This window comes from Streptomyces sp. E2N166 (assembly GCF_003671715.1).
In the GTDB taxonomy this organism is placed as follows: Bacteria; Actinomycetota; Actinomycetes; order Streptomycetales; family Streptomycetaceae; genus Streptomyces; species Streptomyces thinghirensis.
Genome location: NZ_RAIF01000031.1, coordinates 194234 through 214962 on the forward strand (window position 1 = coordinate 194234; position 20729 = coordinate 214962).

Here is a 20729-nt window from a genome sequence, read left to right on the forward strand (position 1 = left end):
TCTATGTGCACCGGCGCGCGCCCCGCGCCGTCGGCGCTCGTGCCCTGCACGGTGCAGCCGCCCGCCGCCAGCGCGGCCCCCAGGGCGACGGCGACCGCCCTCCCCATGCTCCCCGTGCCCGTCATACGCATCACGGCCCCCCGCCGTCTCACCGTCCCGCACGGACGTCCCCTGAGATGTTCCCCGCGGATGACGCGGAATGAACGGCACGGCATCGTTGTGACCGGGACCGCACCGAGGCTGTGAGCAAGGTCCCAGCGTGCGCCCCTGCACCGGGTGGCGCGCACGCCGATACAGTCCGTCGAAGGTCGGTCTGTACTGGCGAGTATCTGACGGGTAGTTCGAGCAGTTCGAACATGTGCTCAGCGGGAGGCAACACACCATGGCGCGCGAGTCTGAGTCCGGACTGCCCATCGAACCGGTCTACGGGCCCGACACCCAGGCGGACTGGGACCCGGCCGAGAAGCTCGGCGAGCCCGGGAAGTACCCCTTCACCCGAGGCGTGTACCCGTCGATGTACACCGGCCGGCCGTGGACGATGCGCCAGTACGCCGGTTTCGGCACGGCGACGGAGTCCAACGCCCGCTACAAGCAGCTGATCGCCAACGGCACGATGGGCCTGTCGGTCGCCTTCGACCTGCCCACCCAGATGGGCCACGACTCCGACGCGCCGATCGCGAGCGGTGAGGTCGGCAAGGTCGGCGTGGCGATCGACTCGATCGACGACATGCGGGTGCTGTTCGGCGGGATTCCGCTGGACAAGGTCTCGACGTCGATGACCATCAACGCCCCCGCCTCCCTGCTGCTCCTGCTCTACCAACTCGTCGCCGAGGAGCAGGGCGTAGGCGCCGACCAGCTCACCGGCACGATCCAGAACGACGTGCTGAAGGAGTACATCGCGCGCGGGACGTACATCTTCCCGCCCAAGCCGTCGCTGCGGCTGATCGCGGACATCTTCAAGTACTGCAAGGCCGAGATCCCGAAGTGGAACACCATCTCGATCTCCGGCTACCACATGGCCGAGGCCGGGGCCTCGCCCGCGCAGGAGATCGCGTTCACCCTCGCGGACGGCATCGAGTACGTGCGTACGGCGGTCGCGGCCGGCATGGACGTCGACGACTTCGCCCCGCGACTCTCCTTCTTCTTCGTGGCCCGTACGACGATCCTGGAGGAGGTCGCCAAGTTCCGGGCGGCCCGCCGGATCTGGGCGCGGGTGATGCGCGAGGAGTTCGGCGCCAAGAACCCCAAGTCCCTGATGCTCCGCTTCCACACGCAGACCGCAGGCGTGCAGCTGACCGCCCAGCAGCCCGAGGTCAACCTCGTCCGCGTCGCCGTACAGGGCCTGGGCGCCGTCCTCGGCGGCACGCAGTCCCTGCACACCAACTCCTTCGACGAGGCCATCGCGCTGCCGACCGACAAGTCCGCGCGCCTGGCCCTGCGCACGCAGCAGGTCCTCGCCTACGAGACGGACGTGACGGCGACCGTCGACCCCTTCGCCGGCTCCTACGTCGTCGAGAAGATGACCGACGACGTCGAGACGGCGGCCCTGGAGCTGATGCGGAAGGTCGAGGACCTCGGCGGCGCGGTCAACGCCATCGAGCACGGCTTCCAGAAGAGCGAGATCGAGCGCTCGGCCTACCGCATCGCCCAGGAGACCGACTCGGGCGAGCGGGTCGTGGTCGGCGTCAACCGTTTCCAGCTCGACGAGGAGGAGCCGTACGAGCCCCTCCGCGTCGACCCGGCCATCGAGGCCCAGCAGGCCGCGCGCCTCGCGAGGCTGCGCGCGGAGCGCGACCAGCAGGCGGTGGACACGGCACTGGCGGCCCTGAAGAAGGCGGCCGAGGGCGAGGACAACGTCCTGTACCCGATGAAGGACGCCCTTCGGGCCCGGGCGACGGTGGGCGAGGTGTGCAACGCGCTGCGGGAGGTCTGGGGGACGTACGTGCCCTCGGATGCCTTCTGAGCCAACTGGTCTCAGGACACGGTCAGCAAGGTCGGCGTCTACGCTCACGCCGGCATTCCCGTGTACCTCGTCGTGGACCGCCACCACGACGAGGTCCTTCTCTGCGCCAAGCCGGCCCACGGCAAGTACCCCGACCCCGTCCGTCCGTCCGTCCGTCACAAGCGTGGCGAAAGCTTCCCCATCCCTGAATCCGCCGGCGTCCGTCTGGACCTCTCCGTCGGCAGCCTCCTCGACGGCGAGGACTGACGAAGTCGGCTCGGGCCGTCAGCCGGGCAGCCCGAACCGTTCCAGGTACCCGCCGAGGCCGTCCGGCGTGTCCCCGGCCCACCCCACATACCCGTCCGGCCGCACCAGGAACACCCCCGCCCCGTACGCACCCTGGGCCGTCCCGCGCACCACCCGCACCGCCGCCCCCACGGCCCCGTCGGGAACGTCGACGCCCAGCGCCACCAGCGTCCAGTGCGGCCCCCGGAAGGCGTCGAAGAGCCGTACGCCGCCCACCGTGCCGTCCGGCGCCCGGTCCCCGGCCCGCACCGCACCCTCCGCGACCGCCGCCCGGGTCTCCGCAGTCAGGGACGAGTCCCGGTACCCCAGCCCCAGCTGCCGCGTCGCCCCACCGCGCCGCACCTCGCCCCGGTGGACGCCGGTCGACAGGCCGAGCACCCCGACGGCGATGGGGCGCCGCTCCTCCTCGTAGCTGTCCAGGAGCGTGGCCGGAGCCCCGCCCGTCAGCACCGCGCTCAGCTTCCAGCCCAGGTTGTAGGCGTCCTGGACGCTCGTGTTCAGGCCCTGGCCGCCCGCAGGCGAGTGCACGTGCGCGGCGTCCCCGGCGAGGAAGACCCGGCCCGCGCGGAAACGGTCGGCCAGGGCCGCGCGCGGCCGGAAGTCCGAGGCCCAGCGCACCTCGGTCACGTCCTCGGGGGCGAGGTGCGAGCGCTCCGCGACGACCTTGCGGATGCCGTCCGGGGTGAGGTCCACCGCCGTGCCCTCGGGGAACTGGGCGACCACCTGGAAGTCCTCGGTGCCGGCCAGCGGGCAGACGGCGAGGAAGGCGGGGCTGCCGTCGGCGGGCGGGAAGACGTGCCAGTGGTCGCGGTCCAGGCCGGTGATCCGGACGTCCGCGACCAGCATCGGGCTCGGGTCGACGGTCTCGCCGGTCATGCCGACGCCCAGCGCGCGGCGCACCGCCGACCGGCCGCCGTCGGCCGCGACCAGGTAGCGGGCGCGCAGGGTGCTGCCGGAGGTGAGGTACGCGGTCACGCCGTCCGCGTCCTGGGTGACGACGGTGACCTCCCGGCCGAAGGCGACCGAGCCGCCCAGCTCCTCCAGCCGGGCCAGCAGGATCTCCTGCGTGCGCCACTGCGGCACCATCCACGGCTCGTTGTACGGCGAGTCCTCGCTCGCTTCCGCCGGGTCGGACATCGGGTGCTCGCCGAGCCGCTCACCGTTCTGCCAGACCATGCCGACCGGGTAGCCCCCGCCCGCCGCGCGGATCGCGCCGAGGACGCCGAGGTCGTCGAAGACCTCCATTGTGCGGGGCTGGATGCCCTTGCCCCGCGAGCCGGGGAACAGCCCCTCGGCGCGCTCCACGACCAGCGCGTCCACCCCGCGCCGGGCCAGGTCGGCGCCGAGAGCGAGACCGGTGGGGCCCGCGCCGACGACCAGAACGTCCGTATCCGTTCCCATGACCGCTCTCCTTAACGTTGTTAAGTGCCACCTGGGTCCGAGAATGGACTTAACGCCGTTAAGCTGTCAAGCGTGGGTACGGAACGACGCACACCCCTCGACCGCCGACGGGTCGCGGACACGGCGCTGAAACTGCTGAACGAGGTCGGTCTGGACGGCCTGACCCTGCGCACCATCGCCAGGGAGCTGGACGTCAAGGCGCCGGCTCTGTACTGGCACTTCAAGGACAAGCAGGCCCTGCTCGACGAGATGGCCACCGAGATGTACCGGCGGATGATCGCCGGGAGCTCCCTCGACCCGGCGGACACCTGGCGGGAGCGGCTGCTCAAGGCCAACCGCGGCCTGCGGGTCGCCCTGCTCGGCTACCGCGACGGCGCCAAGGTGTTCAGTGGCTCCCGCTTCACCGGCGCGGAGCACGCCGGGCAGATGGAGGAGAACCTGCGCCTGTTCACCGGCGTCGGCCTCACCCTGGCGCAGGCGGTGCGGGCGACCACGACGGCGTACCTCTTCACCCTCGGCTTCGTCACCGAGGAACAGGGCGTGCAGCCCCTGCCCGGCGAGCGCAGGGAGGGCTACGACATGGACGAACGCGCCCGCCTGATGGCCGGTTTCCCCCTGACGGCCGCGGCGGGCGCGGAGATCTTCACGGACTACGAGCGGCACTTCGAGGAGGGGCTGGCGCTGGTGATCGCGGGGATCGGGGCGGCCTACCGCCTCGACTGAGCCGCGCCGGACGCCTTCGCCCGCTGCGCCGCCCGGTACCCGCGCACCGCACGGGTGACGACCGGCGGCAGCAGGTCCAGGGCGAGACGGCGGGCGCGGTCACGCGGAGCCGGCGGCCGTGTCGTACACGCCGCGCCGCCCGCCGGACGCGGCTGCTGCGGCGGCCCCGGCACCGGCCCGGCATCAGGGCGCGGTGCCGCCGCGGGCGCCGGGTGCCGCGAGGAGGGCAGCGAGGGAGGCCGCATCCGCTTGCCCTTGGCGCGGGCCCGGACCAGCCGGTGCCCGGCCGCCTGCTCCACGGTCACGGCGACGTCGTCGCGCCCGCGCAGGGCGGCGAGCAGCTCCTCCTGGACCGGCTCGGGGTCGCCCCAGGTGCCGTACAGCTTCTGGCTGCTCAGGCAGACGGGCCGCAGCCCGCGGTTGAGCACGGCCTCCCAGGAGGCCACGGCCACCCCGGGGGTGTGCTCGCTGCGGAAGTCGTCGAGGACGACGATGCCGTCCGGCAGCAGCAGGTCCCGGGCCGCACCGATGTCGCCCTGGACGTGCTCGTACAGGTGCGAGGCGTCGATGTGGGCGAAGCGGCAGCTGCCGGGCGCGACCGCGTCGGTGACCGCGGAGCTGGGTGCCTGGATGATCGCCGGCAATGTCTCGTGGAAGGAGAGGTAGTTCCGCTCGAAGGCCTGCCGGGTGAGCGTGGAGTACGATTTGGCCGCCTCCGCCCGGTTGGCCGCGTCCGGCGGCTCGGTCTCGAACAGGTCGCAGACGGTGAGCGTCTCGCCGTCCCGCAGATGGTGCCCCAGCAGGATCGCGCTCTTGCCCAGGTAGGCGCCCAGTTCGAGCAGATCGCCGTCGGTGCCCCGCCGCTCCTGCCGCTCCAGGAACCAGGAGAACAGCACCTGGTCGAGCGGCCAGAACCAGCCGGGGACGTCGTTCAGCTCACCGGGGTACTCGTGCGTCTCTTGCGCAGTGGCCATGAGGGGAGGATGCCCCCTCGACGCACGAAAAGGAGTCAGCGCGCACGATATGGTGGCCGGAAAATCGCACGAATCGCTTAACGTGCCCGGGTCGGCACCGTCCGCAGCCACCCGGGGGGCAACGGCTCCCGCTCCTCGACTTCGACCGTGCCGGTCGCTCGTCCGCGCTCAGGTAGCCCGCAGGTACGCCGAGTGGGCCGCCTTGCCCAGGTACGTCAGGCGGGTGCCGTCCTCCAGGTGGTCGTCCAGGGCCTCCTTGACGCCGGGCCAGCCGGGGTCGCCGTAGTCGTCCAGGACGACGATCGCATGGGTCAACGACCTCAATCCGTCACGGAGGGTGAACGTGCGGGTACGTGGAACGCCTGTGGGGTGGGTGGGGCAAGACTAGGGAGGTGCCCGGCCGGAAGCGGAGTTGTCGAACGGGCCGGGAGAGGAACTTCTGCCGAACGCCGCATGGCGGAACGATGGCCGCCCTCTCTGTTCACCGGAAGGTCACGCACACGTGGCCGAAGTTCATCCGGGACGGGTTCCCGCGGCTCGCGGCGCTCTCATAGCCTGCATCGATCCCCGAGCCCTGCCGGACACCGGCGGGCCCGCGCGTCCTACCCGGGAGTGACCACCCATCGCCGCCGAGCCCATGACCGCCGCCGAGCCCGTGCGCGAAGCCGTCCCCGCCGACGCGGGGACACCGGCCCCGCGTCCCCGGGGCGAGCACCGGTACGACATCGACCTCGTCCGGGTCCTGGCCTCGATCGGGGTCATCGTCTGCCACGCGGCGGGCGAACTCATGAAGGCCGTGGGCCGCGACCCCTCCGGAGGCGGACCCGTGTACTGGGTCGCGCTCGCCGGGGACGCGCTGAGCCGGTGCGCCGTGCCGCTGTTCTTCGCGATCGCCGGCTGGGTCGTGCTGAGCGGGGCGCCGCCCCGGGACGACGGGCAGATCCGCAAGCGGCTGACCCGCATCGTCGTGCCGATGGCCGTCTGGACCGCCGCCTACCTGGTGTGGGACTGGGCACGGGACGCCAACACCGACCCCACGCGAGAGCTCGCGTGGGACGCCGTGTTCGGCTCCGTACGGCCCGCCTTCCACCTCTGGTACCTGTACGCCTACGTCCCGGTGATCCTGCTGCTGTCCGTGGCCGTTCTGGTCCGTGCGGGCAAGCGCCCCTGGGGCGCGGGCGCGGCCCTTCTCGGCCTGGCGCTGGCCCCGACCCTCCTGGGCGACCTCGGGCGGCTGCTCGACGTCCGTGTACCCCCCTTCGCCTGGCAGTTCGGCGTCTACCAGATCGTGTACGCGGTCGCCGGCGCCGTACTGCTGTCGCTGCCGGGCTCCGCGGTCGCGGGCCGCGGGCGGCGCCTGCTCTGGCTGGCCGGCGGGCTGTGCGCGTGGGGGGCGGTGGCCGTGTACGAGCACCGGGTGCACTTCCCGAGCCCCTACGCGTCGGTCGTGGTGGCGCTGTTGGCGGGGGCCCTGCTGATGGCCCTCGGCCGGATCAGGGTGCCCGAGAGGTTCCGCCCGCTGCTGGGCAGGCTCGCCGGGGCCTCCTTCGGCGCCTACCTGGTCCACCTGCTGTTCCTGGAGGCCGTCGCCCCGCACGTGGTGTCGGCGGACGCGGGCTGGCCGGCCGCCGTGGGCGGGCTCGTGGGACTGACGGTCGCCACGGTCGTGCTGTCCTTCGCCGCCGCCCTGCTGTGGACGCGGCTGCGGCTGGGCCGCTGGCTGGGCTGAGCCGGGCGGCGCGTGCGACACCGGAGCCCCCTTCGGCCACTCGGCGGAAGTGGGCTCCGTCACGGTCGGGGCCCGGGGCGCCCGGTCACTTCTTCCCGGCGCCGCGCCGCACCGCCCTGCGCACCACGCGCCGGGCCCGCCGCACCTGGAGCTTCGCGCGCAGTTGCGGACGGCTGCCGGGCAGGCCCAGCTCGGTCAGCCGCAGCTCGGGGAAGTAGTAGCCGGGGCCGGTGGCCAGGTTGGCGCGCAGCCAGGTCTCCGTCGGCTCGCGCAGATCCGCGTACGTCTTGGGCTGCATGCAGAAACCGATCGCCCGGACCAGCGGTGACAGCGTCTCGGGGACCGTGCCGACGAGTGCGGGCGTCCGACCGCGCTCCAGGTCGGGCACCAGGTGGTCGACGACGGCCAGGGGCACGCGGTTGCTGTTCGGGTACGGCTTGAGCCGCTCCATCACCAGCGCCGTCCCCACCCGGGCGATGGGCACGTCGTAGTAGGCGGAGGCGGTCACCATCGCCGTGGAGAAGCAGCCGACGACGAGTTCGGGCGCGCAGTGGTGGTACAGCGTCTCGGCCAGCAGGGGCGCGTCCAGCACGGTGAGCCGCACGCCCGCGTCCGCCGCCGCCTTGCTCAGCGCGGCCGTGTAGCCGGCGGGCGCGGTCGGGTGGGGCTTGAAGACGACGGACCGGTGCCCGGCGCGCGCGGCCCCGGTGAGCATGCGGACGTGGAGGTCCTCTTCCTCCTCCGCGCCCAGGATGTTGATCGCCGCCAGATACTGGCCGAGCAGTACGGCGGTCGGCTGCTCCCGCAGCACGGGCGCCAGTCGCGGGTCGTCCGCCGCGTCGTGGGAGATCTCGTCGAGCACCGCGCGGAACGCCCCGTCCGGGACGACCTCGGGCGGGACGCCGTACTCGGACAGCAGCATCGGCCGCAGACCCGGTATCAGGTCGAGGTGGAGCAGCCGTCGAATGCGGCGCGCGATGGTCAGCGGCAGCTTCTCGCGGGTCGGACCGTAGCTCATCAGGCCGTCGGCGTACACGTGGACGGTGCTCTCGGAGAAGATCGCCGCCAGCGCGCGGGCCGGATTGACCTGGATCGACTCGACGGCGAGCTCGATCATGTCCCGCTCGCCGATGCCCCAGGCGAGACGGAACGCCTTCTGCCACAGCGGCACGTCGTTCCCGCGCGGACCCCAGGAGCTGGGGTGGTGCGGGCGGATCGCCTCGTTCCAGCCGACCACGGAGTCGAACCGGCCGGTTATTCGCTCGTAGCCGTGCATCTCGTCGAGGCGCAGCGCGGTCTCGGGTATGGCGGCGTTGTTGGAGACCAGCAGGATGCGCCGGGCCCCGTCGCGCGGCCCGAACAGGCCCGCGTCGAGCGCCGCGGCGAGGGTGGCCGCTCCGTACAGGGTGGAGACCTGGAAGATCTGGGTCTTGAGGGGCATGGTCACGCAGCCTTCCGCCCGTCACGCAGGCGGCTGAGCAACCTGCTCCGAGTGCTGTCGATGGTCCGGAGGGTCTCGTCCAGCACGTGCTGGGGCATCCGGTGCAGAGCGTCCCGCGCTTCGCGCCGCAGCCGCTGGGCCGCCGATGCCTCGTACTCGTTCACCTTGCCGATGTGGAAGGCGATCATGGCGCAGTACGTCCGTACGGCCTTGGGGAGGAAGCGCTCGGCCTCCGGGTCCTTCAGCAGGTCCGCCAGGAGCATGTCGTAGGCCGGGATGAAGTCCAGCTGGCGGGAGTCCTTGATCTGGGTGAGCGAGGTGGCGACGCCCCGCCGGTAGAACACCCCGTGCAGACCGACGGACGCGTACGACTCGGCCTTCAGGTGCAGGCGCCAGATCCACAGCCGGTCCTCGGCCGTGCGCAGTTCGGTCGCGAAGCGCATCCCGCCGTCGTCGAAGAGGTGCCGGCGGTAGATCCCCGCCCAGACGAAGGGGTAGTCGACCATCGTCTCCATGTGGGGAGGCGCTATCCCGTCGCGTGGGTCCATCACGGTGTTGCGCACGGGGGCCGGGGGCCGCCGGACCACCCGCTCGGTGCCGGTGGCCTGGACGTGGTCGGTGCGGGCGAAGTCGCAGCCCAACTCCTCCATCCAGGAGACCAGCTCGGTGAGATACCCGGGCCCGTACCAGTCGTCGCCGTCGAGGAAGGTGACGAAGTCGCCGCGGGCCGCGTCGATTCCGCTGTTGCGCGCCTGGGCGATGCCCATGTTCTTCTCGTGCCGGATCACCCTGGCGTCGGAACGTCCCTCCGCCCAGCGGTCCACCGCCCAAGAGGTGGAATCCGTGGAGCAGTCGTCGACGAGCAGGAACTCGAAGTCGGGGCCCGCGTTGTTGGCGAGACTTCTCAGCGTGCTCTCGGCGAATGCTTCCACATTGTGCATGGGGACGACGACGGACAGTTTCGGCACACGGGCCTCTCACGCTAGAAGGTCGGGGATTGGAACAGGCTAGCCACGCTCCCGGATTCGGCGGTGTCGAAGAAGGCGCGGAGAAGCGAACTCCATTCGCAGGGGAGGTGAATTCTTGGTGTCTCAGGCCGATCCGAAGGTATTTTGCAGTTCCTCGATGTTCGACCGAGTGGTCTTCCACAGGAATTCCTGCGCGGTGTGCACGTCCGCCACCGCCGCCGCGTGGTCGTCGAGGATCGCCGAGGCCCGCTCCGCGAGCCGGGGGCCCAGCCCGCGGTCGTGCACGGACAGCCCCCAGTCCCGGCGCCCGATGTCGGACAGGAAGTAGGCGAGCTTCGGGTGGGAGACCAGGCTGAGGATCGGGGTCCCGCAGCCGAAGGGGATCATCCCGGCGTGCCCGCGCATCCCGATCACCAGCCGCGACCGGCGGTACAGATCCCGGATCCCGTCGTTCGACAGGTCGTAGAGCTGCTCGACGGGCAGCGCGAGGCCGTGCTCCCGGCGCAGGTCGTGCACGAACTTCTCGTCGGCCGGCATGTGGGCCGCGTACCGCACGTCCGCCCGCTCCCGCAGACCGCGCAGCGCGGTGGCCATCTGGGCGAGGAAGTGGCCGTAGTCGTGCCCGAACCGCAGGCCCGCGCGGTCGTACGCGCAGTTGACCAGGACGGTGTCGGACCGCTCCGGCGGAGCGAGCAGGCCGGGGTCGAGGTGCCGGGCCACCGTGGTCGGGCAGGGCTGGTAGCGCACCCGGTCGCGCAGACCGGCGGGGAGCAGCTCGCGGACCCGGTCGATCGAACCGTGGTTGCGCAGCCCGAAGAACGCCGACCGTTCGACCAGGACCCGCAGGCTCTCGGCGAACCGGCCCCGGCGGTAGAGCTGCCCGTCGAACACGTTGTAGCCGACCGCGAACACCGCCAGCGGCGCGGTGACGCGGGCCAGGAGGTCGTCCGGCACGTTCCACTGCCAGTGGCTGTTGCCGTTGGGGGAGGTGTCCGGGAGGAAGAGCCCGCCGCCGCCCACGATCACCCCGCGCCGCGCGTTCAGCTGCTCCAGCGCGGCCTCGTCGACCAGCCGGTGCACGGGCTGCGGGTACCAGCGGCGCGGGCCGGTGTCCGGGCCGAAGCACATGCGCACGGCCTCGGGCAGGACCTTGTCCCCCGCGTTCTCGTTGCCCTCGGCGAACAGGGCCACGTGCGCCAGCTGGTCCCCGGCGGCGTCGCCCGGCTGCCGCGGCTCCGGGACCTCCGGGCGGGTGCGCGTGTACCAGCTGTGGCAGCCGGCGTCGGTGGGGTCGGCGTCCAGGCCCTCGCGGGCGTAGGCGTGCGCGTCCTCCTCCCGCCCGCACAGCCAGGACAGGCGGGCGAGCTGCGCGAAGGCGCGCGGGGCGACGTCGGGGGACGCCGCCGCGAGCAGCAGATGCCCCTCGGCCTCGTCGTAGCGCGAGAGCGCCATCAGGCACAGGCCGAGCGTCTCGTGGCAGCGCGGCGCGTCCAGCCGGTCCGCGACGACCGGGGCGAGGGCCTCGACGGCCTCGTCGTAGCGTCCCTGCCCGCGGTACACGTCGGCGACCGTACGGGCGAGGTCCAGGGAGGGGCGGGCCGCCAGCAGGGGCGGCGCGCAGTGCGCCAGCAGGTCGGGATGCTTGCGTCCGGGCAGGGCGCAGTAGGCGGCCCGGAACTCCTCGTCGCTCATCTCGAAGCGGCGGCGCGCCTCGACGGCCGGGCCGTATCCGGGCGCGTCGAGCGGACCGGTGAAGCGCAGGACGGTGACGTGCGCGGGCACCGGCAGGTCGTCGTGGAGGCGGCGGGCGAGGAAGTCGTACCGCGCGTCGAGCGGGGCCAGCACGCCGTCGAGCACCGGCCCGAGGTCCTCGGTGACGCCGGAGAGCCGGGCCGCCAGGGCGTCGTCCACGTCGGCGCGCTGGACGACGAGGAGACCGTCCGGCAGTACGACGCGCCGCTCCCCGGCCTCCCCGGCGCACACCAACTGGGCGACGGCGCCCACCCCGTGGCGCATCCGCAGCAGCTCACCGATGTCGCCCAGGACCACCATGGCGGGATCCAGGGCGACGACGGTGTCGTAGTCCGCCAGCCGGAAGACGTCCCCACGGCCCTCGGCCCGGCGCGTGACGACGCGCGGGTGCAGTCGGCGCAGCGGGTCGAACGAGGCGTCGGGCAGACCGCGGTGCAGGACCACGAAGTCCTCGCACACGCCCGGGTTGGTCAGCGCCAGGCTGCGTATCAGGGCGGGGAGGCCGGGCAGGCCGTCCTCGTCGGTGTGGACGGCGAAGGCGATCCGGCGTCTGCCGGTGACGGTGCTCCGGTCGTCCGCGGAGGAGGCGGAGGAGTGGGTCATCGCAGGGCGATCCTCATCTTGCTGTCGTCGACGTGCGTCGCGCGGTCCATGACCCACTCGGCCTCCCTGGGCCGCAGCCGGCCGGGCAGGGTGAAGCCGATGAGGTCCAGGCGGGGGCTCGCGTCCAGGAAGTCCAGGAGCCTGAGAACGGTGAAGGCCGTGGTCGCCGCCGTCCCCCAGCCGTCCTCGCCCAGCAGGGCCGGGTCGACCAGGGGCCGGCGCAGGGAGGCGTCCCCGACGTGGTCCTGCGCGCCGGGAACGAGCCGTTCCCGGGTGGCGCGGCGCCAGGCGGCGGCCGGGTCGCCGAACACCAGCCGGACACCGGCCGGCCGCGTCCAGGCGGGCCCCTCCCACGGGGCGTCGCCCCGCAGCGAGACGGCGTGCAGATCGGTGCGCTCGCCGGTGCCCTCGGCCCGGACGCGGAACGCGTCGCAGCGCACCACCAGGTCGTAGCGGTCGATCTCGGCGCCCAGCGTGCTCCCGGCGACGTCACCGGCGTTCGCGACCAGGCACACCGTCCGCCCCGCGACCAGGCCCCGCAGACCGCCGACGCCGATCGGGGTGCCGCCGCCGAGCAACGGGTCCGGCATCCCGGCCCGTTCGACGAGCCGGCGGTACGTGCCGTACAGCTCCAGGAGGCGCCGTACGCCGGGGTCGCCCAGGCCGTGCTCGGCGACCCGCGCCCGTACGTACGCGGCGAACCGCGGCGAGACGGCCGCGGTGGTCGCATGGGGCTGTCCGAGCAGGTCGCGCAGTTCGGAGCCGGCCTCGGGGAAGAGCGCGACGGCCGCGTCGAGGCAGGCCCGCCGGCGCCGCAGGGTGTCCATCCTGCGGGCGACCTCGGGCGCCGCATCGCCGTTCGGCAGCAGCGTGACGTACCGCTCGTAGCACTCCAGCGCCTCGTCACCGCGGCCGAGACCGTCCAGGGCCAGGCCGCGCAGCCGCCACGCCCCCTTGGACCGCTCCCGGATCCGGGCCGACGTCTCGGCGACGCCCAGCGCCAGGCCGAGCCCGCTGTCCCCGCCGGCCTCCAGGGCGCGCTCGCCGACCTGGAGCAGGGCGTCGAAGTGGTCGGCCGCGGGGCTGTCGAGGGAGGCCGCCAGGGCGCCGATGGCCTGGGTGAGCCTGGCCTGCGGGGGAGTGGTCCCGGCGCCCCGCACCGCGAGGTGCTCACCGCACAGTCGCATGCCCCGGGCGTACAGCGCCGGCCTGGCGGCTTCTTTCTGCCGTGCCTTGAACAATCCCGCCAGGGGCTTCGTCATGCGTTCCACCGTTCTCCGATCGGAGGCCGAATGTGCCCCAGCACGACGGGTCGCGGGTGGCTGTCCGGCGGACGGTGGGTGAACACTCTCCCCCCGGCGGGCGGCCGGTGCCCACCGTCCGGCCTCACCGCCCCATCGAGCGCCGGACGGCCCGCGCCCGGCGCACCACCTTCCGCGCCGTGGAGTTGTGCGGCAGGAACCCGAGCCGCGCCGGAATGCCGCCCGGCAGCCCCAGGGAGGTGAGCCGGCGCTTCTTGAAATACCGCCAGGTGCGCGCGTCCAGGTGCTCGCGCAGGTACTTCTCGGCCGCCGGCCGCAGCTCCGGCAGTACCTTCGGCTGCATCGCGAACCCCACGGTCCGCACCAGCGCGGCGAGCGCGCCGATGTCCGTGCCCTGCCGCCCCTCGGTGACGGCGGCTGCGTCGGACAGGTCCGGAAGGAGCGCGTCCACGATGGTGGCCGGGACACGGTTGCTGTTCTCGTACGGCGTCAGCCGGTCCAGCAGCGTCTCGGTGCCGACGCGGGCGACCGGCAGGCCGTACAGCGCGGACGCGGTGAGCAGGGCCGTGGAGAAGCAGCCGACGACCAGCGCCGGACGCGTCCGCTGGAACAGCACCTCGGCGAGGACCGGTGTCTCCACCACGGTGAGGTCGACGCCGAGCCGCTCGGCCTCCTGCTCCAGGACACGGGTGAAACGGGCCGGAGCCGTGGGGTGCGCCTTGAACACCACGCGCGTGTGCCCGAGGCCGGCGGCGCCGGTCAGCATCCGCACGTGCAGGTTCTCCTCCTCCTCGGCGGAGAGGATGCCCAGCGCCGACAGGTACTGGCCGAGCAGCACCGCGGGCCGCTCCACGTCCGGCAGACCGGCGCCGGTGTCCGCCAGGCCGACGCCGGTGTCCGCCAGTTCGGCCAGCACCTTGGTGAACGCCGGGGACGGCACGATCTCCGGCTCCACGCCGAACTCGGTCAGCAGCAGCGGCGCGAGCCCCGGCACCAGGTCCAGGTGGAGCAGCCGCTCCACGCGCGTGCCGACCAGCGGGGCGAGCTTGGTGCGGGTGGGCCCGTAGCTCATCAGGCCGTCCGCGTAGACGGTCAGGGGCGCGTCGGTGAAGATCTGCGACACCCCGAGCGCCGGGTGCGCCTGGATCGACTCCACGGCCAGCGCCACGTCGTCGTCGCCCAGCCCCCAGGCCAGCCGCAGGTGCCGCTCCCACATCGGCACGTCCTCCAGCCGAGGCGACCAGCCGCCGGGGTGGAAGGGGCGGATCGCCTCGTTCCACGACACCACGTCGTCGAACCGGCCCCGCAACCGCTCGAACCCGGGCATCTCGTCCACGGACGGGGCCGTCTCGGGCGTCGCCGCGTTGTTGGAGACCAGCAGGATCCGCCGGTCGGCCGGTTCGAAGCAGCCGGTGTCCAGGGCCGCGGCGAGCGTGGCCGTGCCGTACAGCGTCGACGCCAGGAAGATCTGTGTGGTCACGCCGCCGCCCCCGCTTCCGGCTGACCCGCGGTCGCGCGCCGGCGCAGCCGGCGCAGCCGCGTGGCCCGCTCGGCGTCCATCGAGCCGAGCACCTCGTCGAGCGCGTCCTGCGGCATCCGCCGCAGCGCCGCCGCGCTCCTCGCCTTCAGTATCCGGGCCACGGCAGGCTCGAACCTTTCGACGGAACCGAGATGGTGGGAGATGATCGCGCAGTACGTGCGCACCGCCTTCGGCACCAGCCGCGCGGCGTCCGCGTCCCCGGCCGCGCCCGCGAGCACCTCGTCGAAGGCGCGGATGAAGTCGAGCTGGCGGACGTCACCGATCTGGGTGAGCGAGGACGCCACCCCGCGCCGGTAGAAGACACCGAGCAGTCCGGTCACCGCGAAGGACTCCGCCTCCCGGTGCAGCTTCCAGATCCACGGCCGGTCCTCGGCCGTGCGCAGTCCGTCGGTGAAGTGCAGCAGGCCCCGTTCGGCCAGCCGGCGGTGGTAGACGCCCGCCCACGCGTAGGCGTAGTCGACGGAGGTGGTCCGGTGGGCGGGCAGGATCGCGTCGCGCGGACGCAGCGCCACGTTGCGCCGGCCGTGCGGCACCCGGTGCAGCGTGCGGTTCCGTCCCGTGCACTGCACGTGGTCGGTGCGCACGAAGTCGACGCCCAGCCGCTCGATCGTCTCCACCAGCCGGGCGCAGTGGCCGGGCGCCAGCCAGTCGTCGCCGTCGAGGAAGGTGACGTACTCGCCGCGCGCCCGGTCGATGCCGGTGTTGCGGGCGGTCGCCAGGCCACCGTTGCGCTCGTGTATGACCAGCACCGCCCCCGGCAGCTCACGCTCGGCGCGCGCGAGGAGATCCACGGTCCCGTCGGTCGAGCAGTCGTCGACGAGAATGAACTCGAAGTCGTCCCGCGCGTTGGCGCTGAGACTCCGCAGGGTGTCTGGTGTGTATTGCCGCACGTTGTAGAACGGCACGATGACGGAGAGCTTGGGCACGTGAACGACGTTATGCGGCGGCCCGGCATTCGGCTTTACCTGCGCCTTGACACCGGGTGAACGTGGCGTGGCGAAGCAGTGAAGCGAACATTTTTACGGACGCGGGGCGGCCCGGATCCCCATTCGGCGATGTGCTGTTCACCGTTTGTTGGATTCCGGTTGGGCCGTTCCTAGAAATGGCTTCCTAGCGTCTACGACGTGCCAGCAAGTGCAAAGAAGGCCCTGCGAGTCGCCGTCCTGGCGGATTCCGACACCCGGTGGAAATGGGGCGCGCTCACCGCGACCCGCATATCCCCCGGGGCCCCCGAGAACACGGACATCCACCTCGACGGCTACCTCCTGCGCGGCCGAGCCACCCCCACCGCCCGCCAGCTGCGGGAAGTCGGCGTCACCGCGGACTCGCTCCGCGAGGTGACCGCCGTCGAGTTCCTGCGCGCCATGGGCGACGCGACGGGCGAGGAGTCCTACGACGTCCTCGTCCTCGCCCTGGTCGGCGGCGGCGTCCAGGCGATGCTGCACGGCCTGGGGCGGGTCTGGGAGGACCGCGCCGACCGCCCCGTGCTCGTCACCGGCTACGTCGGCGTCGTCTACGAGAAGCTCGCCGACGGCCTGCTGCTGCGCCACGGCGCCGACCTCGTCCTCGCCAACTCCCGTCAGGACGCGGACCGTTTCCGTGACGTGTACGAAGGGGTCGGCGCCGACGCCTCGGCGGTGACCGAGGTCGCCCTGCCCTTCCTGGGCGGAGCCGCCTACCCGGGCGAGCCCGACGGGCGGGAACGCCCCTACACGGTCGTCTTCGCCGCCCAGCCCTCCGTGCCGGACAACCGCAAGGACCGTACGTACCTCCTCGAACGGCTGATCCGGCACGCCCGCCGGCACCCCGAGCGCGAGGTGCTGCTCAAGCTGCGCTCCAAGCCCGGCGAGCACACCACGCACATCGAGGAGCTGCCCTACCAGAAGCTGGTGCAGCGGGCCGACCCGCCGCCCAACTTCCGCCTGGTCTACGGGCACATGGGCGACGTCCTCGACCGCACCGACCTGCTGGTCACCATCAGCTCCACGGCGGCCCTGGAATCCCTGCACCGCCGCATCCCCACGGCCGTACTGTCCGACCTGGGCGTGCGTGAGGCGCTCGGCAACCACCACTTCGTCGGCTCCGGCTGTCTCGCCTCCTGGGACCAGCTCGACGAGGCCCACCGCCCCGTACCCGACCCCGAGTGGGTCGCCCGGCAGGGGGTGGCGGCGGACGGCGGCTACGAAACCGCCTTCGACGAGGCCCGGGGGCGCATCACGGAGCTGCTCGGCCGGCCCGGCGGCCTGCCCCCGCTCGCCCCGTACTACACACCGGTCACCGCCCCCGGCTACCTGCCCGGCATCCTCGCCCGCCACCACCTGGGCCCCGACGGCACCCCGCTGCCCGGCGCGCCGGCCGCGGACAAGGCGCCCGGTCCGGTCCGGCAGGTGGTGCGCCGGGCGGCACGCGGCGCCTACCGGCACGGCGTCCAGCGGGTGGCTCCGGTCATCCGGCGGATGGGGGAGCTGTGAGCGCACCGATACCCGAGACCCCCGCGTCCCCTGCGCAAGGAGCAGAACCCATGTCCAACCCGCAAGCGGGCCAGGGCGCTTCGGTGCGCCGGGTGCTCGCGGTGATCCCCGCGCGCGGCGGTTCCAAGGGAGTGCCCGCGAAGAACCTCGCCCCCGTCGGCGGCGTCCCCCTGGTGGCCCGCGCGGTGCGCGAGTGCCGGGCCACCCGGCTGGTGACGGACGTCGTGGTCTCCACCGACGACCAGACCATCGCGGCCGCGGCCCGCGAGGCCGGCGCCGAGGTCGTACTGCGGCCCGCCGCCATCGCCGGGGACACGGCCACCTCCGAGGCGGCCGTACTGCACGCGATGGACGCTCACGAGGCCCTGCACGGCGCGCCCGTCGACGTGGTGCTGCTCGTGCAGTGCACCAGCCCCTTCATCGTCCGCGAGGACATCGACGGGGTGGCCGGCGCGGTCGCCGAGGGCGGCGCCGACACCGCCGTGACCGTGGCACCGTTCCACGGCTTCGTCTGGCGGGACGGCGCCGACGAGGGCGAGGGGGAAGCGGGCGGCTACGGCGTCAACCACGACAAGTCCTACCGCCCCCGCCGCCAGGACCGGCCCCAGGACCTCCTGGAGACCGGCGCCGCCTACGCCATGGCCGCGCCCGGCTTCCGCAAGCACCAGCACCGCTTCTTCGGCCGCACCGAACTGGTCCGCACCGACCCGGCCCGCGTCCTGGAGATCGACGACCCGCACGACCTGGCCCGGGCCCGCGCCCTGGCGCCCTTCTTCGACGCCGCCCGGCCCGGCGCGCTCCCGACCGCCTCCGACATCGACGCGGTCGTCCTCGACTTCGACGGCACCCAGACCGACGACCGGGTGCTGATCGACTCCGACGGACGGGAGTTCGTCTCCGTCCACCGTGGCGACGGACTCGGCATCGCCGCCCTGCGCCGCAGCGGCCTGACGATGCTGATCCTGTCCACGGAAGTGAACCCGGTCGTCGCCGCCCGCGCCCGGAAGCTCAAGCTCCCGGTGCTGCACGGCATCGACCGCAAGGACCTCGCACTCAAGCAGTGGTGCGAGGAGCAGGGCATCGCGCCCGAACGCGTGCTCTACGTCGGCAACGACGTCAACGACCTCCCGTGCTTCGCCCTCGTCGGCTGGCCCGTGGCGGTCGCGAGCGCCCACGACGCCGTACGCGGCGCGGCCCGCGCGGTCACCACCGTCCCCGGCGGTGACGGAGCCGTCCGGGAGATCGCGAGCTGGCTCCTCGGCCCCTCGCTCGACTCCCTCGACTCACCCGACTCCCTCGAATCCCCCACGATCACCCAGTCCAAGTAAGGAACCCCTGCCATGAGCACCAACTCCCGCATCCGCGCCTTCGGTTCCCGCGAGGCCGGCCCCGGCCGCCCCGTCTACATCACCGGCGAGATCGGCATCAACCACAACGGTGAGCTGGAGAACGCGTTCAAGCTGATCGACGCCGCCGCCGAGGCCGGCTGCGACGCGGTCAAGTTCCAGAAGCGCACCCCCGAGATCTGCACCCCGCGCGACCAGTGGGACATCGAGCGCGACACCCCCTGGGGCCGGATGACGTACATCGACTACCGCCACCGCGTCGAGTTCGGCGAGGACGAGTACCGCCAGATCGACGACTACTGCAAGACCAAGAACATCGACTGGTTCGCCTCCCCGTGGGACACCGAGGCCGTCGCCTTCCTCGAGAAGTTCGACGTCCCCGCCCACAAGGTCGCCTCCGCCTCGCTGACCGACGACGAACTGCTGCGCGCCCTGCGCGCGACGGGCCGCACGGTCATCCTCTCCACCGGCATGTCGACCCCGAAGCAGATCCGCCACGCGGTCGAGGTCCTCGGCTCGGACAACATCCTCATGTGCCACGCCACGTCGACGTACCCGGCGCAGGCCGAGGAGCTGAACCTCCGCGTCATCAACACCCTCCAGCAGGAGTTCCCGAACGTCCCGATCGGCTACTCCGGCCACGAGACCGGCCTGCAGACCACCCTGGCCGCCGTCGCCCTCGGCGCCGCCTTCGTCGAGCGCCACATCACCCTCGACCGCGCCATGTGGGGCTCCGACCAGGCCGCCTCCGTCGAGCCGCAGGGCCTGACCCGCCTGGTCCGCGACATCCGCACCATCGAGGCCTCCCTCGGCGACGGGGTCAAGAAGGTCTACGACTCGGAGCTCGGCCCGATGAAGAAGCTGCGCCGCGTCCCCGGTGTCGTCGCCGAGGCGGAGATCGCCGCCGCCGCGGGCGAGCCCGTCACCGTCTGACACCCCCACCACGCCCTCACCACGGGACGGTCGTACGCCGATGAGCCCCCGCGCCGGGAATGCCGGCCCCCACACTCTCGCCTTCGTCGAGAGCCCGGTACAACTGCTGAACGTGCTGGAGTGGGCGCACACGTGCGCGCCCGGCGCGGAGCTCACCCTCGTGGTCCTCTCACCCGTGGACCCGATGACCCGCGGTCAGCTGCGCCGCATGGCGGAACTGGCCCGCAAGGAGGGCCACGAGATCCGCTGGGAGGAGGCGCGCGGCGGCGCCACGGCCCCCTTCCGCACGGTGGGCGGACTGACGACCGCCCTGCGCCACGCGGACCGGGTCGTCATGGGCGACCCCTTCTCCCGCTACGTACAACTGCTCCTCACCATCACCCGCGCCCACGACCTGGTCGTCGTCGACGACGGCACGGCCACGATGGAGTTCGTCACCCAGCTGGCCCACGGCGAACGCCTGGTGCGCTGGCACCGCAAGGGCAGCCGCCCCGGCCCCCGCGACCTGCTCTTCGCCCCCGTCTCCAGGTCCGCCCGGCACCGTCTGACGCCGACCCCGGACCGCCAGGTCTCGGTCTTCTCCTCCATGCCCATCGGGGACACCCCGGACGGCGTGACCGTCACCGCGAACGACTTCGCCTGGACCCGCTCCCGCTTCGGCCCGCCCCGCATCACCAAGGGCGCCGACATGGTCGGTACATCCCTGGTGGAGACCGGCGTCGTGGACGCCGACCGCTACGTGGGGGCCGTGCGGGGCCTGGCGAGGACCCACGGCGCGGCCCGCTACTTCGCCCACCGCCGGGAGAGCGCCGAAAAGCTCCACCGGCTGGCCGTGGAGACGGGCCTGGAGATCGTCCGCCCCGACCTGCCCCTGGAGCTGATCGCCCGGCGGGGCCCGATCGGCCGCACCGTCCTCAGCTTTCCGTCCACCGTCGTCCACACCCTCCCGCTGGCCCTGGCCGGCACCGAGGTCCGCGTCGCCGTCTGCGACATCGACCCCGCCTGGCTCACCCAGCACGCCTCACCACGCGCCCGGGGCTTCCTGAGCGGCGTGACGGGCTCGGCACGGGACGTGCACCGGCTGTCGGCGGTCGCGGGCGCCGGGTAGGCGGTCCCGGGCACGCCGGTTGCGCACCCCCGGCGTGGCTCGGCCGTACCGTGGTATCCGTGGGGGAGCAAGGAAAACGGAGTCGGGTGCCGAGGCCAAAGACGGGTGAGTGTACCCACCCCCGTTGAGAGCCATGCGCCGTGCGGCCAACTTTTCTTCCCCTAACGGGCTGAACTTTTGTTGATCGTGGGTCAGTTGACCGCCCCGGCGTCCTACCCTTCAAAGGGTGA

Annotated in this window: 16 protein-coding genes and 1 pseudogene; 8 read left to right on the top strand and 9 right to left on the bottom strand. The window is 72.7% G+C overall.

What is annotated here, in order from left to right; genetic code table 11:
- Positions 1-382: 382 nt before the first annotated feature.
- Both EBH09_RS22905 and EBH09_RS22910 read left to right on the top strand, forming a co-directional pair.
- Positions 383-1963 carry a methylmalonyl-CoA mutase family protein gene (locus tag EBH09_RS22905; protein WP_121748821.1) on the top strand — a complete coding sequence of 527 codons (1581 nt, stop codon included), beginning with the start codon at positions 383-385 and terminating at the stop codon, positions 1961-1963.
- A 60-nt stretch (positions 1964-2023) separates the two neighbouring features.
- Positions 2024-2209 carry a hypothetical protein gene (locus EBH09_RS22910; protein ID WP_238697417.1) on the top strand — a complete coding sequence of 62 codons (186 nt, stop codon included), beginning with the start codon at positions 2024-2026 and terminating at the stop codon, positions 2207-2209.
- Positions 2210-2227: 18 nt separating this feature from the next.
- Here the strand turns inward: EBH09_RS22910 and EBH09_RS22915 are convergent, their stop codons facing one another.
- Positions 2228-3649: an FAD-dependent oxidoreductase gene (locus EBH09_RS22915; protein WP_121748822.1), complete on the bottom strand. Its 1422-nt coding sequence runs from the start codon at positions 3647-3649 to the stop codon at positions 2228-2230.
- 72 nt (positions 3650-3721) lie between these two features.
- Here EBH09_RS22915 and EBH09_RS22920 point away from each other — a divergent pair, with 72 nt between their 5' ends.
- Positions 3722-4372 (top strand): TetR/AcrR family transcriptional regulator, encoded by a 651-nt coding sequence (locus EBH09_RS22920; protein ID WP_121748823.1) that lies wholly within the window; start codon positions 3722-3724, stop codon positions 4370-4372.
- Here EBH09_RS22920 and EBH09_RS22925 read toward each other — a convergent pair.
- Entirely contained in the window at positions 4357-5346 is a 990-nt protein-coding gene (locus EBH09_RS22925; RefSeq protein WP_121748824.1) for a class I SAM-dependent methyltransferase, read from the bottom strand. The genes EBH09_RS22920 and EBH09_RS22925 overlap by 16 nt on opposite strands.
- 168 nt (positions 5347-5514) lie before the next feature.
- A pseudogene (locus EBH09_RS22930) lies at positions 5515-5652 on the bottom strand (class I SAM-dependent methyltransferase); the annotation flags it as partial.
- A gap of 331 nt (positions 5653-5983) precedes the next feature.
- Between EBH09_RS22930 and EBH09_RS22935 the strand changes: the two are divergent.
- Positions 5984-7075, top strand: a complete 1092-nt coding sequence (locus EBH09_RS22935; RefSeq protein WP_121748825.1) for an acyltransferase — start codon at positions 5984-5986, stop codon at positions 7073-7075.
- Between the two features lie 85 nt (positions 7076-7160).
- Here EBH09_RS22935 and EBH09_RS22940 read toward each other — a convergent pair whose 3' ends face one another.
- The 6 genes from EBH09_RS22940 to EBH09_RS22965 form a co-directional block, all read right to left on the bottom strand.
- Positions 7161-8516, bottom strand: a complete 1356-nt coding sequence (locus tag EBH09_RS22940; RefSeq protein ID WP_121748826.1) for a polysialyltransferase family glycosyltransferase — start codon at positions 8514-8516, stop codon at positions 7161-7163.
- Between the two features lie 2 nt (positions 8517-8518).
- A complete protein-coding gene (locus EBH09_RS22945) occupies positions 8519-9484 on the bottom strand; it encodes a glycosyltransferase family 2 protein (protein ID WP_121748827.1) in 966 nt (321 codons plus the stop codon).
- A 123-nt stretch (positions 9485-9607) separates the two neighbouring features.
- Entirely contained in the window at positions 9608-11839 is a 2232-nt protein-coding gene (locus tag EBH09_RS22950) for a polysaccharide pyruvyl transferase family protein (RefSeq protein ID WP_121748828.1), read from the bottom strand.
- A complete protein-coding gene (locus tag EBH09_RS22955) occupies positions 11836-13101 on the bottom strand; it encodes a tetratricopeptide repeat protein (protein WP_121749502.1) in 1266 nt (421 codons plus the stop codon). The genes EBH09_RS22950 and EBH09_RS22955 overlap by 4 nt, the downstream gene beginning before the upstream one ends.
- A gap of 124 nt (positions 13102-13225) precedes the next feature.
- Positions 13226-14581: a polysialyltransferase family glycosyltransferase gene (locus EBH09_RS22960; RefSeq protein ID WP_121748829.1), complete on the bottom strand. Its 1356-nt coding sequence runs from the start codon at positions 14579-14581 to the stop codon at positions 13226-13228.
- Positions 14578-15567, bottom strand: a complete 990-nt coding sequence (locus EBH09_RS22965; protein WP_121748830.1) for a glycosyltransferase family 2 protein — start codon at positions 15565-15567, stop codon at positions 14578-14580. The genes EBH09_RS22960 and EBH09_RS22965 overlap by 4 nt, the downstream gene beginning before the upstream one ends.
- A 198-nt stretch (positions 15568-15765) precedes the next feature.
- Here EBH09_RS22965 and EBH09_RS22970 point away from each other — a divergent pair, with 198 nt between their 5' ends.
- Genes EBH09_RS22970 through EBH09_RS22985 form a run of 4 tightly spaced genes read left to right on the top strand, consistent with a single transcriptional unit; the run spans position 15766 to position 20499 of the window.
- Positions 15766-17112, top strand: coding sequence for a DUF6716 putative glycosyltransferase (locus EBH09_RS22970; RefSeq protein WP_121748831.1), 1347 nt, complete (start codon positions 15766-15768; stop codon positions 17110-17112).
- 50 nt (positions 17113-17162) lie between these two features.
- Complete coding sequence (locus EBH09_RS22975) at positions 17163-18440, top strand: N-acylneuraminate cytidylyltransferase (RefSeq protein ID WP_121748832.1); 1278 nt, start codon at positions 17163-17165, stop codon at positions 18438-18440.
- 12 nt (positions 18441-18452) lie between these two features.
- Positions 18453-19391 carry an N-acetylneuraminate synthase family protein gene (locus tag EBH09_RS22980; RefSeq protein ID WP_121748833.1) on the top strand — a complete coding sequence of 313 codons (939 nt, stop codon included), beginning with the start codon at positions 18453-18455 and terminating at the stop codon, positions 19389-19391.
- 40 nt (positions 19392-19431) lie between these two features.
- Positions 19432-20499, top strand: a complete 1068-nt coding sequence (locus EBH09_RS22985; protein ID WP_121748834.1) for a hypothetical protein — start codon at positions 19432-19434, stop codon at positions 20497-20499.
- The last annotated feature ends 230 nt before the right edge of the window (positions 20500-20729 follow it).